This is a genomic window from Pseudomonas sp. So3.2b (genome assembly GCF_019464415.1).
Classification (GTDB): Bacteria; Pseudomonadota; Gammaproteobacteria; order Pseudomonadales; family Pseudomonadaceae; genus Aquipseudomonas; species Aquipseudomonas shahriarae.
On the sequence record NZ_CP080494.1, the window covers coordinates 3,840,163 to 3,855,560 of the forward strand.

Here is a 15,398-nt window from a genome sequence, read left to right on the forward strand (position 1 = left end):
CGCTATGGAATTCACGATCCAACACTTTATCGCGCTTGCGCCGCTGCTGATTACCAGCCTCACCATTGTGGTGGTGATGCTGGCAATCGCCTGGCGCCGCAATCACTCACAGACGTTCCTGCTGTCTACCGCAGGTCTGAACCTGGCCTTGCTGTCGATTATCCCGGCACTCAAGGTCGCCCCACTGGCGGTGACCCCGCTGGTGATGATCGATGACTTCGCGCTGCTGTACACCGCGTTGATCCTGGTTGCGACACTGGCCTGCGTCACCCTCGCCCACGCTTACCTCGGCGAAGGCGGCACCGGCTACCCGGGCAACCGCGAAGAGCTGTACCTGCTGATCCTGCTGGCTGCGGCCGGCGGTATCGTGCTGGTCAGCGCGCAGCACCTGGCCGGTTTGTTCATCGGCCTGGAACTGCTGTCGATCCCGACCTACGGCCTGGTGGCCTACGCCTTCTTCAACAAGCGCTCCCTGGAAGCCGGCATCAAGTACATGGTGCTGTCGGCCGCCGGTTCCGCGTTCCTGTTGTTCGGTATGGCCCTGCTCTACGCCGAAGCCGGCAGCCTGAGCTTCAGCGGTATCGGCCACGCACTGGCCACCACCAGCATGCCTGCGCCGCTTGCCCAACTGGGCCTGGCCATGATGCTGATCGGCCTGGCGTTCAAGCTGTCGCTGGTACCGTTCCACCTGTGGACCCCGGACGTGTACGAAGGCGCCCCGGCACCGGTAGCCGCGTTCCTGGCTACCGCGTCCAAGGTTGCAGTGTTTGCGGTGATGGTGCGTCTGTTCCAGATCTCCCCTGCCGCCAACACCGGCGTACTCAGCGACGTGCTGACCGTGATCGCCATTGCGTCGATCCTGTTCGGTAACCTGCTGGCCCTGACCCAGAACAACCTCAAGCGTCTGCTGGGTTACTCGTCCATCGCCCACTTCGGCTACCTGCTGATCGCCCTGGTGGCGAGCAAAGGCCTGGCCGTGGAAGCCATCGGCGTGTACCTGGTCACCTACGTGATCACCAGCCTCGGTGCGTTCGGCGTCATCACCCTGATGTCCTCGCCTTACAAAGGTCGGGACGCCGACGCCCTGTACGAATACCGCGGCCTGTTCTGGCGCCGTCCGTACCTGACCGCCGTGCTGACCGTGATGATGCTGTCCCTGGCCGGTATCCCGCTGACCGCCGGCTTTATCGGCAAGTTCTACATCGTCGCGACCGGTGTTGAAGCCCACGAATGGTGGCTGGTAGCCTCCCTGGTACTGGGCAGCGCCATCGGCGTGTTCTACTACCTGCGCGTGATGGTCACCCTGTACCTGATCGAGCCAAACCTGCGCCGTGTGGACGCCGAGCTGCACTGGGAGCAAAAAGCCGGTGGCGTGATGCTGCTGGCCATTGCCCTGCTGGCGTTCTTCCTGGGTGTCTACCCACAACCGTTGCTCACCCTGGTGCAGCATGCGGTGATGGCGGGTTGATCGCTTAGGCTCAAGCAGTAAACAGAACGGCACCCTTGGGTGCCGTTTTGCGTTTCTGGGGGGAGATATGCGGTGCCACCGCTGTCGCCATCGCGGGCAAGCCCGCTCCCACACATGACCGTGTTCTCATGATGAAACCGGATCAATGTGGGAGCGGGCTTGCCCGCGATGGCGGTAGCAGCGACACCACAAAAAACGGCACCTCACGGTGCCGTTGTGCTATCTGCCCTACCTCACTTACGCGCCGCCTCCCACGACTTGAGCAAGTCGGCATAGTTCACGGTTTCACCCTTGGGCTTTTCGTTCGCCAGTTTCGGCTTCGGTGCACCCGGCTGGTCGAACCAGTACTGGGCATCGCGCTCAGGGTTCATCTTCGGCCCGCAGATCGGCTGCACCTTGGAGCGCTCCAGGCGCGTCATGATGGCGTCCTGATCTTTGGCCAGGCCATCCAGCGCCTGTTGTGGGGTTTTCTCGCCGCTGGCGGCTTCCGAGATATGGCTCCACCACAATTGCGCCAGGCGCGGATAATCCGGCACGTTGGTGCCGGTCGGCGTCCATTGCACCCGCGCCGGGCTGCGATAGAACTCCACCAGGCCGCCGAGTTTCGGTGCCAGGTCAGTCATGGCCTGGGAGTTGATGTCCGATTCGCGGATTGGCGTCAGGCCGACGATGGTCTTCTTCAAGGACACGGTTTTCGAGGTGACGAACTGCGCATACAGCCAGGCTGCCAGTTTTTGCTTCTCAGGCGTGGATTTGAGGAAGGTCCAGGAGCCCACGTCCTGATACCCCAGCTTCATACCCTCCTCCCAATACGGACCGCGTGGTGACGGTGCCATGCGCCACTTCGGCGTGCCATCGGCGTTCATCACCGGCAGACCCGGCTTGGTCATATCGGCGGTAAAGGCGGTGTACCAGAAAATCTGCTGCGCGATGTTGCCCTGGGACGGTACCGGCCCGGACTCGGAGAAGGTCATGCCCGCCGCTTCCGGTGGCGCATAGGCGCGCATCCAGTCGACATATTTCTGCGTGGCAAACACGGCGGCCGGGCCGTTGGTATCGCCGCCACGGGTCACGCTGGAACCCACCGGGTGGCAGTCCTCGACCCGAATGCCCCACTCGTCCACCGGCAAGCCGTTGGGCAGGCCCTTGTCGCCGCCCCCAGCCATGGAGAACCAGGCATCGGTAAAGCGCCAGCCCAGGGACGGATCCTTCTTGCCGTAGTCCATATGGCCATACACGCGCTTGCCGTCGATTTCCTTGACGTCTTCGCTGAAGAACTTGGCGATATCTTCATAGGCCGACCAGTTCACCGGGACGCCCAACTCATAGCCGTACTTTTCCTTGAACTTGGCCTTGAGATCGGCCCGCTCGAACCAGTCGGCGCGGAACCAGTACAAGTTGGCAAATTGCTGGTCGGGCAACTGGTAGATCTTGCCATCCGGCGCAGTGGTAAAGGAGATGCCGATAAAGTCCTTGAGGTCCAGGGTCGGCGAGGTGAAGTCCTTGCCTTCATTGGCCATCAGGTCGGTGATGGATTCGGTCTTGCCATAGCGAAAGTGCGTACCGATCAGGTCGGAATCGTTGACCCAGCCGTCATAGATATTCTTGTCCGACTGCATCTGGGTCTGCAGTTTTTCCACCACATCGCCTTCCTGCAGTAGGTCGTGGGTCAGCTTGATCCCGGTGATTTCACTAAATGCCTTGGCCAGCACCTTGGATTCGTACTCGTGGGTGGTAAGGGTTTCCGACACCACATTGATCTTCATCCCACGAAACGGCTCGGCGGCCTTGATAAACCACTTCAACTCTTCAAGTTGCTGGGCTTCGGTGAGGGTGGACGGTTTGAACTCGCTGCCAATCCATTTTTTCGCGGCATCTTCATAGGCATCAGCCCAGGCCGCAGCACTCAGGCCACTGAGGGCCAAGACAGCGGCCAATGAAATGCTATGTCGCAGCTTATTGTTTTTATCGAACATAGAGACCTCCTGGTTGGGATCAAAAGGGATGCCTGTGGCTATCCCCAACGCATCACAGACAACAGCCACACCACAGACAGCGCGGACGCCACCCAGATGCTCCAGCCGGTTACGCCAATCACCAGCAGATGCAGGTAGGCGCTCCCGAGAAGACCGATAAACAAACGATCACCACGGGTGGTGCTGATCGGTAACAACCCGCGCCGGGGAATGCTCGGCGAACGCAGCTCCCACGTGGTCATGCCCGCCAGCAACAGGGCAATCGCCGCAAAGAACAGTGCCGTCGGGGTGGTCCAGGCCATCCATTCCATCATCGTTTCCTCAGACCCGGCCAAGGGCAAAGCCCTTGGCCACATGGTTGCGAACAAACCAGATCACCAGCATGCCCGGCAGGATGGTCAGCACCCCGGCGGCCGCCAACACCCCCCAGTCAATCCCGGACGCTGACACGGTGCGGGTCATCACGGCGGCAATCGGTTTGGCATTCACGGACGTCAGCGTGCGCGCCAGCAACAGTTCGACCCAGGAAAACATAAAGCAGAAAAACGCCGTGACACCGATCCCCGAGCCAATCAGCGGGATAAAGATCTTCACGAAAAACTTCGGAAAACTATAGCCGTCGATATAGGCCGTTTCGTCGATCTCCTTGGGCACCCCCGACATAAAGCCTTCCAGGATCCACACCGCCAGCGGCACGTTGAACAGGCAGTGGGCCAGAGCCACAGCGATATGGGTGTCGAACAGGCCGATGGACGAATACAACTGGAAAAACGGCAACAGGAACACCGCCGGCGGCGCCATGCGGTTGGTCAGCAACCAGAAGAACAGGTGCTTGTCGCCGAGGAAGCGATAGCGCGAAAACGCGTAGGCCGCCGGCAGCGCCACCGCAAGGGAAATCACGGTGTTCAGGCTCACGTAGTACAGCGAGTTCAGATACCCGGTGTACCAACTGGGGTCGGTAAAGATCACCTTGTAGTTGGCCAGGGTGAAATCCTGCGGAAACAGCGTCAGGCCGCCGAGGATTTCGGTGTTGCTCTTGAAGGACATGTTCAGCAGCCAGTAGATCGGCACCAGCAGGAACAGAATGTAGATCAGCAGCGGGATGACCTTGCGCTTGCTCATGTTGGCGACCTCAGCGGTTGGCGTCGGAGTGGGTCATGGCGGTGTAGAACAGCCAGGACACCAACAGGATGATCAGGAAATACACCAGGGAAAACGCTGCCGCCGGCCCCAGGTCGAATTGGCCGATAGCCATCTGGGTCAAGGTCTGACTGAGGAAGGTCGTGGCATTCCCCGGCCCGCCTCCCGTCAGGACAAACGGCTCGGTGTAGATCATGAAACTGTCCATGAAGCGCAGCATCACGGCGATCAGCAGCACGCTCTTCATCTTCGGCAACTGGATATGTCGGAATACCGCCCAGGCTGATGCCCGATCAATCCGCGCCGCCTGGTAGTACACATCCGGTATGGCCCGCAGCCCGGAGTAGCACAGCAGCGCCACCAGGGAGGTCCAGTGCCAGACATCCATCACCAGCACCGTGACCCAGGCGTCCATGGTGTTGGCGGCATAGTTGTAGTTGATGCCCATGGCATTCAGGCTCGAACCCAGCAGGCCGATATCGGCACGGCCGAAGATCTGCCAGATGGTGCCGACCACGTTCCACGGGATCAGCAGCGGGATGGCCATCACAATCAGCACCAGGGACGACCAGCGGCCTTTGGTGGGCATGGTCAGGGCAATGGCAATGCCCAGCGGAATCTCAATCAACAGCACACACGCGGAATAGATGAACTGGCGCAGCAGCGAATCATGCAGGCGCGGGTCCAGCAGCACTTGCTTGTACCAGTCGGCACCGACGAAATAGCGGCTGGACTGGTCGAAAATGTCCTGCAGCGAGTAGTTGACCACGGTCATCATCGGGATTACCGCGCTGAACGCCACCAGCAGGAACACCGGCAATACCAGCCACCAGGCCTTGTTGTTCTGCACCTTGTTCATGGCCGCGCCTCCAGCAGGTAATCATCGGCATAGACCATCAACCATTGCGCCGGGAAGCTGATCGACGCCCGGCCCTCGGGTACCGGTTTGTCTTCGGCAAGGCGTACTTTCAACGGCGCGCCGTCGAGGTTGAGGGTCAGGATCTTGTAGGTGCCCAGGTCTTCGATATGCATGACGTCGGCCTGCAACGCATCAGGATTGGCCTCGTCCCACACATGGATAAACTCGGGACGAATGCCGACCTGAAGTTTTTTGTAGTCCTTTTCCGCGATCTGCCGCTGCTGCACCTCGGACAACGCCAGATGTGTCCCGGCAAACCGCACCCCACCAGCTTCGGCCCGCACTTCAATCAGATTCATCCCTGGGCTGCCGATGAAATAGCCGACAAAGGTATGGCTGGGACGCTCAAACAATTCCCGCGGCGTGCCGAACTGCACAATCTGCCCGCCGTACATCACCGCGATCTTGTCGGCAAAGGTCGAGGCTTCCAACTGATCGTGGGTGACGTAAACCATGGTGATATTGAACTGCTCATGGATCTGCTTGAGCTTGCGCCGCAGTTTCCACTTCAGGTGCGGGTCGATTACCGTCAGCGGCTCGTCGAACAGGATCGCCGAGACGTCATCGCGCACCAGCCCACGGCCCATCGAGACCTTTTGCTTTTCATCGGCACTCAGGTTGCGGGCCTTTTTGCCCAGCAGGTTCTGCAGGTCGAGCACTTCAGCAATTTCCTGCACCTTGCTGTGCACTTTCGCCTCGGCCATGCCCTGGTTGCGCAGGGGGAATGCCAGGTTATCGAACACGGTCATGGTGTCGTAGACCACCGGGAACTGGAAAACCTGGGCGATATTGCGCTTTTCCGGGGTCAGCTCATTTACCACCTTATTGTCGAACAGCACCTGGCCTTCCGAAGGGCTGAGCAGGCCGGAGATGATGTTGAGCAAGGTTGACTTGCCACAGCCAGACGGCCCGAGCAACGCGTAGGCACCGCCCTGCTCCCAGATGTGGTTCATTTCGCGAATGGCGTAGTCTTCAGGCCCGGCGGGTGTAGGGCTGTAGCTATGTGCCAGGTTCTGCAAATGGATCTCGGCCATCAGGCAACCCTCGCGACACGGCGCCCGGGAGCCTGGACCAAACGGCCCTGACCATCGAACACAAACAGTTTATGGGTCGGAATATAGATGCGGATCGGCGCATCCACGTCGTACTCGTGTACTCCCGGCAGGTGTAAAACCAGCAAAAAATGCTCGCTGCGCACGTGCAGGAAGGTTTCCGAGCCGCTGATCTCCGCCACTTCCACGGTTACTGCCAGTTCCAGATCATCGTCGTTGCTGGGCACCAGGCTGATATGGCTGGGGCGCACACCAAAGCGGAATTCGCCCTCGCCGATGGGGCGCAGGTCGACATTCAACGGAAAGTGCACGTCGCTGGCGAAACTCACTTCATTGCCGCTGATGCGCCCCGGCATCAGGTTGATCGGCGGTTCGGAAAACAGTTCGGCTGCCAGCACGGTCTGCGGTTGGTGATAGACCTCGGCGGCCTTGCCGCTCTGGATCACCCGGCCTTCGTGGAGAATGGTGGTGGTGCCGCCCAGCGCCAGTGCCTCGTTGGGCTCGGTGGTGGCATAGATGGCAATGGTGTTGCGGGCCTTGAACAGCTCGCGCATTTCCTGGCGCAGCTCTTCGCGCAGTTTGTAGTCCAGATTGACCAAGGGTTCGTCGAACAGAATCAGCTCGGCATCCTTGACCAGCGCCCGGGCCATCGCCGTGCGTTGCTGCTGGCCACCGGACAGCTCCAGAGGGTGACGTTGCAGGAACTTCTCGATGCGCAGCATCTTCGCGGTTTCCAGCACTTTGCTGTGGATCAGTTCGTTGGAGGCCCCGGCCTGGCGCAGCGGCGAGGCGATGTTCTCGAACACGGTCATGGTCGGGTAGTTGATGAACTGCTGGTACACCATCGACACATTGCGCAAGCGCACCGGCTTATGGGTGACGTCGACGCCGTTCATCAGGATGCGTCCGCTGTCAGGCTTGTCCAGGCCGGCCATCAGGCGCATCAGGCTGGTCTTGCCGGACAGCGTACGGCCCAGCAACACATTGAAAGAACCGGCTTCAAAGCGCAGGTTGGCGTCGTCGATCCAGGTCTGGCCTTCGACGACACGGGTCACATGTTCCAGGGTCAATGACATGACACGCCCTTTTTCTTATTGGAATTGTTCTTCCAGGGGCAGAGCGAGTTTCGTGCCAATAATAAAAAACGTCGATTTGCCAAAGACTTGAGCAAAACCACTGCTCAGTGCTGAACAGAAATGAACATTCACAACTGAACAATTGAACAACCTCCAGGTTGACAATGAACAGTTCTGAACAACACTGAGCAAGCCCGCTCGCACATTGGAATTGCATAGGGTTCATAACAACAATAAAAAGAAGGTCACCGCCATGGCCGCACCAGCCCCGCTTTTGCCCCACGACACCATCATCCAGGACTCCTGGCGCCGCTGCCGTGCGTTCGGCCTGGATCACCAGAGCGCCCCCAGCTTCGACCAGCTGCCCGCCGAGGGCATCAGCCAACTGCTGGAGAGCCAGCACGCGCTGGTCCAGACCACCCACCAGGAAGTGCTGCCTTATTACGAGAACATCCTCAGCAATTCCAACTGCCTGATCATGCTGGCCGACAATCAGGGCCAAGTCCTGACCTCGTGGGGCACCCAACGCTTTATCGACCCCAAGCTGGCCCGTGGCTTCAACGCCGGAGCCAGTTGGATGGAGCGCGCCACCGGCACCAACGCCATCGGCACCGCGCTGGCCTGCGCCCAGGCGGTGCATATCGAACATGACGAACACTTCCTCAAGGCCAACCGTTTTATGACCGGCTCAGCCGCGCCGATCTTTGATGCCAACCGCGAGATCATTGCGGTACTGGATGTGTCCAGCGACAGCTACCTGCCGCCCTCCCACACCCTGGGCATGGTCAAGATGATGAGCCAGACCGTGGAAAACCGGCTGATCCTTAACCTGTTTGGCGGCGAACACTTCCAACTGACCTTCAACACCGGCCTGAACAACCTCGACAGCCAATGGGCCGGCCTGCTGATCTTCGATGAAAGTGGCCAGGTGCTGTCAGCCAATCGCCGCGCCGACAACTTGCTGGGCATCAGCCTGTCGCGGGTGATGATCGACAGCCTGTTCAAGGTCTCGCTGCTGGAGTTGCTCAACCAGCCCGAAGGCCTGCCCTTTGCCCTGCAGGCTGCGGGGCGCAACCGTTTCCAGTGCCTGCTCAAACGCCCCAAACAGGCGCCGGTGCAGGCCAGGGTCTTTAGTGAACCAGCCTCCGCGCCCATCGGCCTCAAGACCCTGCACTTTGGTGACAGCCGCGTGGAAAAGGCTGTGCGCCAGGCTGAACGCCTACTGGAAAAAGACATTCCGCTGCTGATCCACGGTGAAACCGGTGTCGGCAAGGAAGTTTTCGTCAAAGCCCTGCACCAGGCCAGTTCCCGCAGCCAGCAGGCGTTTATCGCGGTCAACTGTGCGGCAATTCCGGCGGAGCTGGTGGAATCGGAGCTGTTTGGCTATGAAAAAGGCGCGTTCACCGGCGCCAATCAAAAAGGCAGCATTGGCCTGATCCGCAAGGCGGACAAAGGCACGCTGTTTCTCGATGAAATCGGTGACATGCCCTTGCCCACCCAGGCCCGGCTGCTGCGGGTATTGCAAGAGCGCTGCGTCCAGCCGGTGGGCAGCAGCGAATTGTTCCCGGTGGACCTGCGGATTATCTCGGCGACCAACCGTTCGCTGCGCGAACAGGTACAGATCGGACGGTTTCGGGAGGATTTGTACTACCGCATCGGCGGCCTGACCCTGGAACTGCCGCCCCTGCGCGAGCGCAGTGACAAGCAGGCGCTGTTCAAGCAACTGTGGCAACAGCACCGCGAGCCCACGCAGTGGGCCGGGCTCAGTGCTGAAGTGCTGGCGTTATTCGAGCAACACCCCTGGCCGGGCAACCTGCGCCAGGTCAGCAGCGTAATGCAGGTGGCGCTGGTCATGGCCGAAGATCAACCGATTCGCCCCGAGCACCTGCCGGATGATTTTTTTGTCGACCTAGGGCAAGCCGCACCCAGCGCGCCGGTGGTCATGGACGATCTGGACGATAGGCAAAACCTTCAGCAACGACTGGCAGCGGTCGGCGGCAATATCTCCCACTTGGCGAGGGAGTTGGGGGTCAGCCGCAATACCTTATACAAGCGATTACGCGCCGCTCCATAGCCGTAAACCCTGTGTCTTTCTTTAAGACTGATCGCTAGTTGATGTGGGCGTAAACGCCGATTCCAACTGAAAAACTCCCCCTGTCCGTAAGCCCATTCTGATTTAACAGACCACACCTCCAAGCGCCCTTTTCCTGCGGCATTCTCCGACGCCTTTCTTTTGCAGAGACGTCATGGATGCCAGCCCCTGCCCCTGATTCATCGCCCATCGACCTGATCGAATACGAGCTGGATGGCTTTCACCAGAGCCTGGCGCTGTATCGCCAGCAGGTAACAAGCTGGTACGCGCTGGCCCTGGACAAGGTCAGCCACGCCACGGATTTGCCGTCGCTGCTGGGCATGGAGCGGGTGCTGCGGATCGGTGATTCCCAGGTGTCGGTAAGCCTGACCGACACCGACTTTACTTCCAGTGTTGCCGTGTGCCCGGCAGGCGGCGAGCTGAAGATCGAAAGCAAATTCGAGTCGGTGTATGACGTGCCGCTGGGCAATCTCCAGGTGCAGGTGATTGGCCTGGAGGACGGCAGTTCCACATTTATCCAACTGGATGAACAGGGCAAGGGCGCCCATCACTGCGCGGCCGGTGGGCGCTATCAGGTGCGCGTACAGGGCGGGGTTTCGGCGGCGCAGGTGGAGGCGCTGTTTGCGTCCTACGACAGTTTGGCCGCCGAGCTACAAGCCTGGCTGCGCAAGGAATGGAGGGGGTTCAAACCGCACTGGCAGGTGTCGGCGTCAAGTGCCATTGGCAGTGGGGTATTGGCCGGTACCTGGTCAGCCATTTCCGAGGTGTGGGACAGCCTGTCGCTGGTGCAGGACATCCTCAAGGACCCGGCCAAACACATCGAACGCCTTGGCGCCCAGGCCGCCGAGCTGACAGCCCTGGCGCGCGAAGCGCCGCAGGTGATGGAACAGGCGATGTTGCTGGCCAGCGACGAAGCGGCGCTGTACCTGATGTTGCGCACGGCGATGATCTGGTTGTCGGCGTTGCCGCCCAGCCAGGTGGCAGGGAAAACCGCCGAGGTGATTGCCGGGTTTGCCGTGTCGCTGCTCATTGATTTGCTGATTGCGCTGGTGCTGACCATTGCCCTGCAAGGTGCCGGGATCGCGTACCTGGGGCTGCGTCTGGCGAAGTATGGCAAGCAGGTGGTTGACGTTGCAGTGGGCTTCGTCAATGGCGTGTTCGACATCCTCAAGCGTTTTATGGGCGCGGTGGATCGCTACAAGGCGGTGGCTGTGCGCGGCGTGGTTGGCGGCTTGAAAAAGGGTGGCCTGCAGATGCACTGGGGCGCGCGGCGCAATACCACGCTCAAGCAGGCAGAGGCGTTGGACGACGCACCCTCCTCCGCGAAAAACCCCAACGGGGAAGCAACTGCTAGCGCTGATAAAACCGCGACCCACGGTTGCCCGGTGTCCATGGTCACCGGCGAAGAACTGCTGACCCTGACCGATGGCGAACTGGATGGCGTGCTGCCATTTGCCTGGACACGCCTGTATCGCACCAGTGCCGTGGAGGTGGATTGCGGGTTGGGCTTTGGCTGGAGCCACTCGTTGGCGCAGCGGCTGGAGGTGGTCGGCGGGTCGGTGGTGTGGACGGACCATGAGAACCGCAGCACCACCTTTCCCCTGCCCTCCGTTGCCCGCCCGGCGATCAGCAATAGCCTGGCTGAAGCGGCGATTTATCTGGGGGCGACGCCGGATGAGCTGGTGCTGGCGCAGGGGGCACGCTTCTACCACTTTCACGACGGTGTGCTGACGGCGATCAGCGATGGGTATGACAACCGCCTGGGTATTTCCCGCGATGGCTTGGGGCGGATTCTGCGCCTGGATAACGGTGCCGGTCGCGCCTTGCTGTTGCGTTATGACCGCGGGCATATCGTGGCGCTGGACTACCAGGTGTTTCGCGTGGAAAGCGAATCGGATGACGCCTGGGTTACTGAGCAGAACGTTGTTTCCTACCGCTATGACGAACAGTGGCGACTGCTTGAGGCGATCAATGCCGTCGGCGAAAGCGAGCGCTATCAGTACGACAGCCTTGCGGTGATCACTGAGCGGCAGTTGGCCGGTGGGGCGAGTTTCTTCTGGGAGTGGGAACGGTCTGGCAAGGCGGCGCGCTGTGTGCGGCATTGGGCCAGTTTTGCGCAGATGGATACGCGCTATAGCTGGGACGACGGCCGCGTCACCCTGCTTAACGCCGATGGCAGTCAGGAAGTCTACGTGCATGACCCGCGGGCACGCCTGGTGCAGCGGGTTGATCCGGATGGCGGCGAGCATTTCAGGTCCTACGACGCACAGGGGCGGCTGACGGTTGAACAGGATCCCCTGGGCGCGATCACGGCCTATCAGTACGACGAGGCTGGGCGCTTGGTGGCGCTGTTTCCTGGGGATGACGAGCCTACCTCCTACGAGTATGAGGATGGCTTCGTACGGGTCATGCGCCGGGGTGAGGCGGTCTGGAAGTACCAGCGTAATGATCAGGGCGCGATCACGCGCCAGACTGATCCAGCCGGCAATGTCACCGAGTACAGCTATGACAAGCGTGGCCAGCTTTTAGCGGTTTGGTACCCGGACCACAGCTGTCAGCGCCTGACGTGGAACGAGCTTGGGCAGTTGATTGGGGAACAATTGCCCAATGGCGGCGTGCGCCGTTATCGCTATGACGACCTGGGCCGGCAGATTGCCCGCGAGGATGAACATGGCGCCCTGACCCAGTATCACTGGGACGCGGTGGGTCGGCTGATCAAGGTGGTAATGCCGGGCGGTGCCACCCGCGAATTGAGCTACAACCCCTACGGAAAAATCACCGCCGAGCGCGATGAGCTGGGGCGTGTGACCCGGTATGAATATGCCGATGGCTTGCACCTGATCAGTCGCCGGATCAACCCCGATGGCTCTCAACTCAAGTACCGCTACGACAACACTCGCCTGCTGCTGACCGAGATCGAAAACGAGGCAGGTGAGCGCTATCAACTGGAGTACCACGCCAACGGCCTGATCCAGCAGGAAACCGGCTTCGACGGCCAACGCACCGCCTACGTCTACGACCTCAACGGCCACCTGCAGGAAAAAACCGAGTTTGGCGACGATGACCGTCAGTTGGTTACCACCTACCAGCGCGATAACACCGGCCGCCTCGTCCGAAAAAACCTGCCCGATGGCAGCACGGTGGATTACACCTACGACCGCCTCGGCAATCTGCTTAGCGTCGACGACGGCCACTGGCCGCTGCAGTACGAATACGACGCGCAAAGCCGCCTGACCGCCGAGCACCAAGGCTGGGGCACCCTGCGTTATGGCTACGACCACTGCGGCCAACTCGAAACCCTGCGCCTGCCGGACAACAACCGCCTGACCTTCAACCACGACAAGGGCGGCCACCTTGCCACTATCGACCTGAATGGCCGGACACTCAGCTCGCACCTGTTCAAAGCAGGCCGCGAACACCAGCGCCAGCAGGGCCAACTGCTGAGCCACTACCACTACGACGACCAGGGCCGCCTGGCCCTACACGAACACCGCCACGGCCTTCGCCGCTACACCTACGACAACAGCGGCAACCTCACCCGCCTGCTCGACACCCGCAAGGGCCAGCACGACTACCACTACGACCCCCTCGACCGCCTGACCCGCGCCGACCATTCCCAGGATCCCACCGAACGCTTCGCCCACGACCCGGCGAACAACCTGCTGATGCAAGACCGCCCAGGCCCCGGCATCGTCGTCGGCAACCGCCTGTTACTGCAAGGCGACCGGCATTACGACTACGACGCCTTCGGAAACCTCATACGCGAACGCCGTGGCCGCGCGCAGCAGTTAGTCACCGAATACCGCTACGACTGCCAGCACCGCCTGATCGGCGTGACGCAACCGGACGGCAGCCAGGCCAGTTATCGCTATGACCCATTTGGGCGGCGCATCAGCAAAACCGTGGCGGGCAAAACCACTGAGTTTTTCTGGCAAGGCGACAAAGTCATCGCCGAGCACACGGCGGGGCAGCATCGCAGCTATCTCTACGAGCCTGATAGCTTCAGGCCGCTGGCCTTGCTGGAAGGGTTTGGTCCGGCCAATACCCAGGCGTTCCACTACCAACTGGACCACCTGGGTACGCCCCAGGAGCTAACGAACACGGACGGCAAAATCGTCTGGTCAGCCCATTACCAAGCCTACGGAAAAATCACCCGGCTGGACGTGAGCACCGTCGATAACCCGCTGCGTTTTCAGGGGCAGTATTTCGACCGGGAAAGCGGGCTGCACTACAACCGGCATCGCTACTACAATCCGGATAACGGACGCTACCTGACGCCCGACCCGGTGAAGTTGGCCGGTGGGCTGAACGGGTATTTGTATGTGCCCAACCCTACGGGGTGGGTGGATCCGTTGGGGTTGAATACGTGTCCGGGCGAAAGCGGGTGTAAACCAGCCGTTCGTATCGAAGACCCTACATCGCAAATAGAAGCCGACCACAACTCACCTGCTATACCGAATGCTTACACCCACTTCCCTTCTGATCCAAATGACTTTACCGAGGCTTTAGGCGTACAGCCAAAGATTTCAACAACAAAACACGGTACCCAACGAATGGAATGGAGGCCTAATACAGATACCCGCATTAGATTTGAAAGCCACCCGGGAGATCCTGGCCCTTTTAGTCCAAGACATCACGGCAACCACTATCACATTGAGCTTAAGCCGAATGACTTAAGCTGGAAGCAATCTGAAAAACAAAATACGCTACTGAAGGTCACCCCTGAAAATTATCAGCCCGGGCACGGAACTGGGTTTCTACCGGGCGAAAAACATCCAGGATCTTAAGATGAAGAAATTTCCCGTTTCAGACGGAACAATAGAAAAACTAATATGCGATAGAAGCACGCTATCAATAGAGTTTTCAGACTGGCAGGAGCAGCTATGGCTAATAACCTTCCACAAACTAATCGCCTTCCAAGGGATAGGTGCGATCGGATCTGAAATATCCGAAATGTACGAAACCACTGACACGCCTCTCTCAGCAGAGGCAACACGAGTAGATCCAAACGAGACAGGGACAAGTTATTGCTTCACATCCAGTGACGGATGCGATGTGATATTTACAGTAATTGCAGGTAGCTATACCGCTGAAAAACTTGACTGCACACACAACACATACACTACCAAACGTAAAAAACGGAACGATTCTATTTGATCGCAAGCCGATGCAATAATAGCTCCCTTTTACTCCCCCAAAAAACAAAACAATGAACATTGACAACCCAGCAATTAAAGCGCACTACAAAAAAATAAGATGATTGTAAAAATACTAAATATATTTTCTCATCGCGAAAAATCTTATGTTAATTATGAGACATCTGCCGGACGTGGTGTAGCAACGTGGATAGGCCCGATACCGAAAATCGGAGAGTATATTGATGTCGAATTCGACCTGAATGATATTTTTTGTTGGAAACAATAATATTACCCGACCACCCCAGCATGAGGAAAAAATAGAGATCATAGACAGCATTACCTACATAACCGCAGAACTGATCTTAGGGAATGATGATAATTGCGCAGCCCTACGCATTGGATCTTAAACAATCCTTATAGACCTGAAAGAAAAGCCCGACCATACTCCAAAGTATGTAAACTTAAAAACAACAAACATTTCACTTTACCCAACAGACGTCTAGACGAGAGCCACTCACTTGAAAGTCAATACTTTAA

Annotated in this window: 10 protein-coding genes; 4 read left to right on the top strand and 6 right to left on the bottom strand. The window is 59.1% G+C overall.

Annotation, left to right across the window (positions count from 1 at the left end; all coding sequences use genetic code 11):
* Positions 1–4: 4 nt before the first annotated feature.
* A complete protein-coding gene (gene nuoN, locus K1X80_RS17165; protein ID WP_057441395.1) occupies positions 5–1,468 on the top strand; it encodes an NADH-quinone oxidoreductase subunit NuoN in 1,464 nt (487 codons plus the stop codon).
* A 233-nt stretch (positions 1,469–1,701) separates the two neighbouring features.
* Here nuoN and K1X80_RS17170 read toward each other — a convergent pair whose 3' ends face one another.
* From K1X80_RS17170 to K1X80_RS17195, 6 genes are read right to left on the bottom strand one after another with little or no spacing between them, the layout of a single operon-like run.
* Positions 1,702–3,444 carry an ABC transporter substrate-binding protein gene (locus tag K1X80_RS17170; protein WP_029293329.1) on the bottom strand — a complete coding sequence of 581 codons (1,743 nt, stop codon included), beginning with the start codon at positions 3,442–3,444 and terminating at the stop codon, positions 1,702–1,704.
* Between the two features lie 38 nt (positions 3,445–3,482).
* On the bottom strand, positions 3,483–3,755 hold the full coding sequence (locus K1X80_RS17175; RefSeq protein WP_029293327.1) for a DUF2160 domain-containing protein: 273 nt from the start codon (positions 3,753–3,755) through the stop codon (positions 3,483–3,485).
* A gap of 10 nt (positions 3,756–3,765) precedes the next feature.
* The gene (locus K1X80_RS17180) at positions 3,766–4,566 is read right to left on the bottom strand and encodes a carbohydrate ABC transporter permease (RefSeq protein WP_057960017.1); all 801 of its coding nucleotides are present in this window, start codon (positions 4,564–4,566) and stop codon (positions 3,766–3,768) included.
* A 10-nt stretch (positions 4,567–4,576) separates the two neighbouring features.
* Positions 4,577–5,443, bottom strand: coding sequence for a carbohydrate ABC transporter permease (locus K1X80_RS17185; RefSeq protein ID WP_120733471.1), 867 nt, complete (start codon positions 5,441–5,443; stop codon positions 4,577–4,579).
* Complete coding sequence (locus tag K1X80_RS17190) at positions 5,440–6,537, bottom strand: ABC transporter ATP-binding protein (protein WP_057960018.1); 1,098 nt, start codon at positions 6,535–6,537, stop codon at positions 5,440–5,442. The genes K1X80_RS17185 and K1X80_RS17190 overlap by 4 nt, the downstream gene beginning before the upstream one ends.
* A complete protein-coding gene (locus tag K1X80_RS17195) occupies positions 6,537–7,631 on the bottom strand; it encodes an ABC transporter ATP-binding protein (RefSeq protein ID WP_057445261.1) in 1,095 nt (364 codons plus the stop codon). Before K1X80_RS17195 ends, K1X80_RS17190 begins: the two co-directional genes overlap by 1 nt.
* Positions 7,632–7,884: 253 nt before the next feature.
* Here K1X80_RS17195 and K1X80_RS17200 point away from each other — a divergent pair, with 253 nt between their 5' ends.
* The 3 genes from K1X80_RS17200 (at position 7,885) to K1X80_RS17210 (ending at position 14,880) form a co-directional block, all read left to right on the top strand.
* Positions 7,885–9,705 carry a sigma-54-dependent Fis family transcriptional regulator gene (locus K1X80_RS17200; protein ID WP_186625901.1) on the top strand — a complete coding sequence of 607 codons (1,821 nt, stop codon included), beginning with the start codon at positions 7,885–7,887 and terminating at the stop codon, positions 9,703–9,705.
* Between the two features lie 176 nt (positions 9,706–9,881).
* Positions 9,882–14,510: an RHS repeat-associated core domain-containing protein gene (locus tag K1X80_RS17205; RefSeq protein ID WP_220172364.1), complete on the top strand. Its 4,629-nt coding sequence runs from the start codon at positions 9,882–9,884 to the stop codon at positions 14,508–14,510.
* A gap of 1 nt (position 14,511) precedes the next feature.
* On the top strand, positions 14,512–14,880 hold the full coding sequence (locus tag K1X80_RS17210) for a hypothetical protein (RefSeq protein WP_081044273.1): 369 nt from the start codon (positions 14,512–14,514) through the stop codon (positions 14,878–14,880).
* The last annotated feature ends 518 nt before the right edge of the window (positions 14,881–15,398 follow it).

Excerpts from the sequence above, each read along its gene's own strand:
- nuoN (WP_057441395.1), top strand. The coding sequence starts at position 5 with ATGGAATTCACGATCCAACACTTTATCGCGCTTGCGCCGCTGCTGATT.
- K1X80_RS17195 (WP_057445261.1), bottom strand. The coding sequence starts at position 7,631 with ATGTCATTGACCCTGGAACATGTGACCCGTGTCGTCGAAGGCCAGACC.
- K1X80_RS17185 (WP_120733471.1), bottom strand. The coding sequence starts at position 5,443 with ATGAACAAGGTGCAGAACAACAAGGCCTGGTGGCTGGTATTGCCGGTG.
- K1X80_RS17210 (WP_081044273.1), top strand. The coding sequence starts at position 14,512 with ATGAAGAAATTTCCCGTTTCAGACGGAACAATAGAAAAACTAATATGC.
- K1X80_RS17180 (WP_057960017.1), bottom strand. The coding sequence starts at position 4,566 with ATGAGCAAGCGCAAGGTCATCCCGCTGCTGATCTACATTCTGTTCCTG.
- K1X80_RS17190 (WP_057960018.1), bottom strand. The coding sequence starts at position 6,537 with ATGGCCGAGATCCATTTGCAGAACCTGGCACATAGCTACAGCCCTACA.
- K1X80_RS17170 (WP_029293329.1), bottom strand. The coding sequence starts at position 3,444 with ATGTTCGATAAAAACAATAAGCTGCGACATAGCATTTCATTGGCCGCT.
- K1X80_RS17205 (WP_220172364.1), top strand. The coding sequence starts at position 9,882 with ATGCCAGCCCCTGCCCCTGATTCATCGCCCATCGACCTGATCGAATAC.
- K1X80_RS17200 (WP_186625901.1), top strand. The coding sequence starts at position 7,885 with ATGGCCGCACCAGCCCCGCTTTTGCCCCACGACACCATCATCCAGGAC.
- K1X80_RS17175 (WP_029293327.1), bottom strand. The coding sequence starts at position 3,755 with ATGGAATGGATGGCCTGGACCACCCCGACGGCACTGTTCTTTGCGGCG.